The following is a 3,871-nucleotide window of genomic DNA, read 5'->3' on the forward strand; positions in this document are numbered from 1 at the left end:
AGCTCGTCGGCATCGTCTCGATCGGAGATGTAGTCAAGCGTCGCCTTCCCACACTGGAGGCCGAGCAGCAGGCCATGCGCGACTACATCACGAAAGCCTAAGGTCCGCGGGCCGGGCCAGGGGCTGAGCGTGACCGTAGCAAGCCTGCTCAACGGCGGCCAGCCCAGCAGGTCAGGTTGCTGACAGCCGTTCCGACGTCATTACGAAACTGACGCCGCCAGCCGCTCGTTTCTTTTGTGCGGTGCAACATGGCCGCTTAGGAGCGACTATGATTGGGCCCGCCGAGATCGAAGACATGATGCTCGACTATGCAGAGGCTGAGGCTTCTGCCGGCACGCTCGGGGGGTCTGAAGCCCAGACGTGGCCGCCGAGGGCTTGCTCCTGGGGCTTAGGGCCAAGCGACCCGATCAAGGCCCAAGCAGAGCCATTTTGCTCCGAAGAGCAGCACGCTCAGCGCGCTCGCACAATTGCATCGACGCTGGCCTCGGCGCCCTAGCTTTTTATTTTTGCCCGACGCCCCGAGCCCTCGCGGCCCTATTGTGCAATGCGCCGAACAGCTTGACCCGAGCCTATAACGCTTGACGGAATTTGTCAGACCTTAATCCTGGCAGAATTCCATGCCTCGGACTTGAATGTTTTCGTCTGCGCACGACTTAGGTGCAATGCGGCAGTCGCAGCATTGTAGTTCGTCGCCTAAGGTTAATACACTTATTATCCTATTTTAGGCGCGTGAATACGTAAGATATACAGGGAGGAACCCGAGATGGCATTCAATCAAAATTCCAATCCGAACAAGCAGTCCGAGCAGAGCGACAAGGCCGCCGATACCGCCAAGGCGACCATCAACAAGACCGCCGAGCAGGGCAAGCAGTTCGCTGAGGCCGCTCGCGATGGCATGAACAAGATGGCCGGTCTGCGCGAGCAGGCCGCCCAGAACACCAAGCAGATCGTGCAGAGAAACGTCGAGACGGCCTCGCACCAGGTGCGTGAGGCTACCGAGCGTTTCACCAAGACGCTGGGTTTCACTGGCGAGGACAGCGAGCGCCTGGCTCGCCAGTCCAAGCAGAACATGGAAGCGGTCGCGCGCTGCGGCACGGTTCTGACCCAAGCCTTCCAGGATGCCTCGCGCCATTGGTTCGAGCTTGGTCAGCGGCAGTGGCAGCGCAACCTCGACGGGGTGAACAAACTGACCCGGGCCAAGTCGGTCCAGGAGTTTGCCGCGATCCAGAGCGAGCTGGCCCGTGAGAGCCTGCAGCACATCGTGCAGGACAGCCGCTCTATCACCGAGACCTCGGCTCGCGCCGTCGAGGAGGCCAGCAAGGCTTTCGCCAGCGTCGCGCAGACCCCGGCCCTCGTTCGCTGAGGCGCACAGCACCTGAGCCCGATCGGCGTCTCAGTTTTCACAGACCAGAGGGGCGGTCGCATCGGCCGCCCTTTCCTTTTCTCAGTCGCACAGGCTCCGGCGCCTCGCGGCGCGGAGCATTCATGTACAACCCCTTTGCCGTCGCCCTGCTGACCCTGGAGGCTCAGAAGGTCGTCGAGCTTCGGCTCGTGAAGCTCGCCTGGGGCGGCCCTGAGGGCTGCGCCGAGGCCCAGCAGATGGTGAGCGAGAAGCTCAGCGCCTTCATCGAAGCGTTCGGCACCCTGATGACGGGTGGCTCCTGCGACATGGTGGTCGCCCGCTACCGTGAGCATGTCGCGGCCAACACCAAGCGTCTGACGGCTGCCTGAAACGGACCTCGATTCGCCCGAGGAGCGAGATGTCACCGTCGTGGTCGCCTTCGGCTAAGCCACACGTTCATACCTTTTCCTTAGTTTTTCCTGCTCACAAGATTGCGATTAGTGATGTCTTCAGAGCGGTCATATAATCGTCTTGAGCGCGCCACACGGCAGCGGATCCAATTCGAAAGATACCGTATGAGATCATCAAACTTTGCACGGCATAAAAGCCGCTTTTTCGTGCGCGCAAAGCCACGTCAGCAGAATGTTCAGGGAGGATTAATAGGTAATAGCATGTTCTGATTTGCTGATGGCGGGAGCAAGAAATATCTAGCTCGATTGATCGGGTGCCGAGTGGATGTCCTCCGGGAGCGGCCGCCGTTCAACAATTCAGTCACGACACAAATCAATGGTGAAGATCAACTCACCACGAAAATCTTCGGCTTGTCCACTGGGGTATACCCGTGCGGACTTTTGCTCCATTTCCCGGGATCGGCAGTTCTGCGCGGGTTGGGTGTTGCGGGCGATGGTCTCATCAACCAGGGCCGCGATAGCACCCGCTGACGAGACTGAAGCGAGCCAAGCCGCAGGATGCATCAGGCGCCGTTCACCCACGTGGTCGAGAGGCTCGCTGTCGCAGTGAGCACGACGTAGCCTCCCTCGTCGCGGACGGTTGAGCCGAGATGGCTGTGCATGTGCTCAAGTGGACGATCTCGCGCCACGTCGAGAAGCAGCCTGAGCGCATGCTCGCTTACGGCATCGCGATCGGCACATTCATGGCCGCGCTCGTCGCGCGAGGAAAATTTCTTGTTGTGAATGTCGAAGAAGTAGCGTGCCAAGGGGCTCTCCGCTGACGGTAGGCGGGAGCACAAGGATCTCTCAGCAGCTGATAGCCAGGAACTCGATCAGCGGTGAGGTGACCTTAGACCCTTCGCAGGCTCATAGCCATGCCTGCGAAGGAACTACCTGCCAGCCTCAAGCGGCGTCGGTTCGCCCGACCCGGTGGAGATAGTTCGAGTTGAACCCGGCGAATGCCTCCAAACGGTCCACATCAACGATCGTCAGCACCGACCTCTTCAGTGTGATCAGGCCATCCGCGCGGAGTTGCTGCAGGGTGCGGTTCACATGAACGGCCGAGACCCCGAGTGCGTCGGCAAGATCGATCTGCGTCACAGGCAAGCGGTAGCTGTTTGGCGTGGCAAGACACACGGTCTGCAACCGCAGCAGCAACTCGCAGAAAAGGTGGGCCGTCTGGCTCTCGGAAGAGCGTTGACCCATGCCGGTCAGCCACTCCCGCAAGATGCCCTCATCGACCAGCGTCGCCCACCGCAGAGCGCGGGTGATGCGCGGGTGGTTCATCGTCAGATCCGCGATGGTCTCGCGCGAGATCTCCACGATCGTGCAGGGCGACAAGGTGCAGATGCTATGGTCCATGGCGCCGAGGATCGTAACATGCGGGTCGCAGAAGTCGCCCGGGATCAGGAAGGCCAGGATCTGACGCTTGCCATTGACCAGAACCTTGTAGCGGCAGGCGAACCCGCTCATCACGAGGTGGACGTTTTCTGGCCGGTCGCCTTCATGGATCAGGTCCTGCTGCCCCTCGACTTGCCGTATGTCGGCAGAGAGCGTGCGCAGCGTTGCCCTGTCCTCATCGGCGAGGCGAGCCCCATGCTCAAGCTTCATGACCAGCGGGTTCGACACGGGCACGTGTCTGGGTATTGTAGAAAGCAATTCCGTCATTCAACAGCTAAATAGATAAATTATAAAACTGTCAAATCATCATATTTATTATTTGTAAGCGTAGGAATGCAAACTTAGACTTGACAATACCATGAAAGGCTCGGCGCGCTGGGGTACGCTGTGACCTGACCGGTATTTTGGACTGGGCCACTTGCGAGGCTACTGCATGGTAGCGGCCATGGGTAGCCGGAAGGCTACGTCCGGGAAGCTGACGGGCGCGGGCGGGCGGCAGCTCAAGGACGAGTGCGGCCTCACGCGGTTGTAGGTGTTCTGCCAAAGACCGATCACGGTCTGCGCTTCTTTCAGCGAGTAGACGATTTCCGGGCGTGATGGTGTGGACGCCTCCTGGAGTGGGCTCTAACACCACCACTCTGGCACGCTGATGCCGTCGGGGGCGTCCACACCATCACGC

At 60.0% G+C, this 3,871-nt stretch carries 4 protein-coding genes and 2 pseudogenes; 3 read left to right on the forward strand and 3 right to left on the reverse strand.

Annotation, left to right across the window (positions count from 1 at the left end; all coding sequences use genetic code 11):
• The 3 genes and pseudogenes from WDW90_RS35520 to WDW90_RS35530 all read left to right on the forward strand — a co-directional run.
• Positions 1-101, forward strand: a pseudogene (locus tag WDW90_RS35520) (CBS domain-containing protein); the annotation flags it as partial.
• 662 nt (positions 102-763) lie between these two features.
• Positions 764-1,363 carry a phasin family protein gene (locus WDW90_RS35525; RefSeq protein WP_336492447.1) on the forward strand — a complete coding sequence of 200 codons (600 nt, stop codon included), beginning with the start codon at positions 764-766 and terminating at the stop codon, positions 1,361-1,363.
• A gap of 122 nt (positions 1,364-1,485) precedes the next feature.
• Positions 1,486-1,731 carry a hypothetical protein gene (locus tag WDW90_RS35530; protein ID WP_336492448.1) on the forward strand — a complete coding sequence of 82 codons (246 nt, stop codon included), beginning with the start codon at positions 1,486-1,488 and terminating at the stop codon, positions 1,729-1,731.
• A 584-nt stretch (positions 1,732-2,315) separates the two neighbouring features.
• On the opposite strand, the gene WDW90_RS35535 is transcribed toward WDW90_RS35530, so the two are convergent.
• The 3 genes and pseudogenes from WDW90_RS35535 to WDW90_RS35545 all read right to left on the reverse strand — a co-directional run.
• Complete coding sequence (locus WDW90_RS35535; protein ID WP_336492449.1) at positions 2,316-2,558, reverse strand: DUF6894 family protein; 243 nt, start codon at positions 2,556-2,558, stop codon at positions 2,316-2,318.
• Between the two features lie 136 nt (positions 2,559-2,694).
• Entirely contained in the window at positions 2,695-3,420 is a 726-nt protein-coding gene (locus WDW90_RS35540) for a Crp/Fnr family transcriptional regulator (RefSeq protein WP_336492450.1), read from the reverse strand.
• 198 nt (positions 3,421-3,618) lie between these two features.
• Positions 3,619-3,786, reverse strand: a pseudogene (locus WDW90_RS35545) (integrase core domain-containing protein); the annotation flags it as partial.
• Positions 3,787-3,871 lie beyond the last annotated feature (85 nt).

The sequence above is a fragment of the Methylobacterium nigriterrae genome, from assembly GCF_037106235.1.
GTDB classification, from domain to species: domain Bacteria; phylum Pseudomonadota; class Alphaproteobacteria; order Rhizobiales; family Beijerinckiaceae; genus Methylobacterium; species Methylobacterium nigriterrae.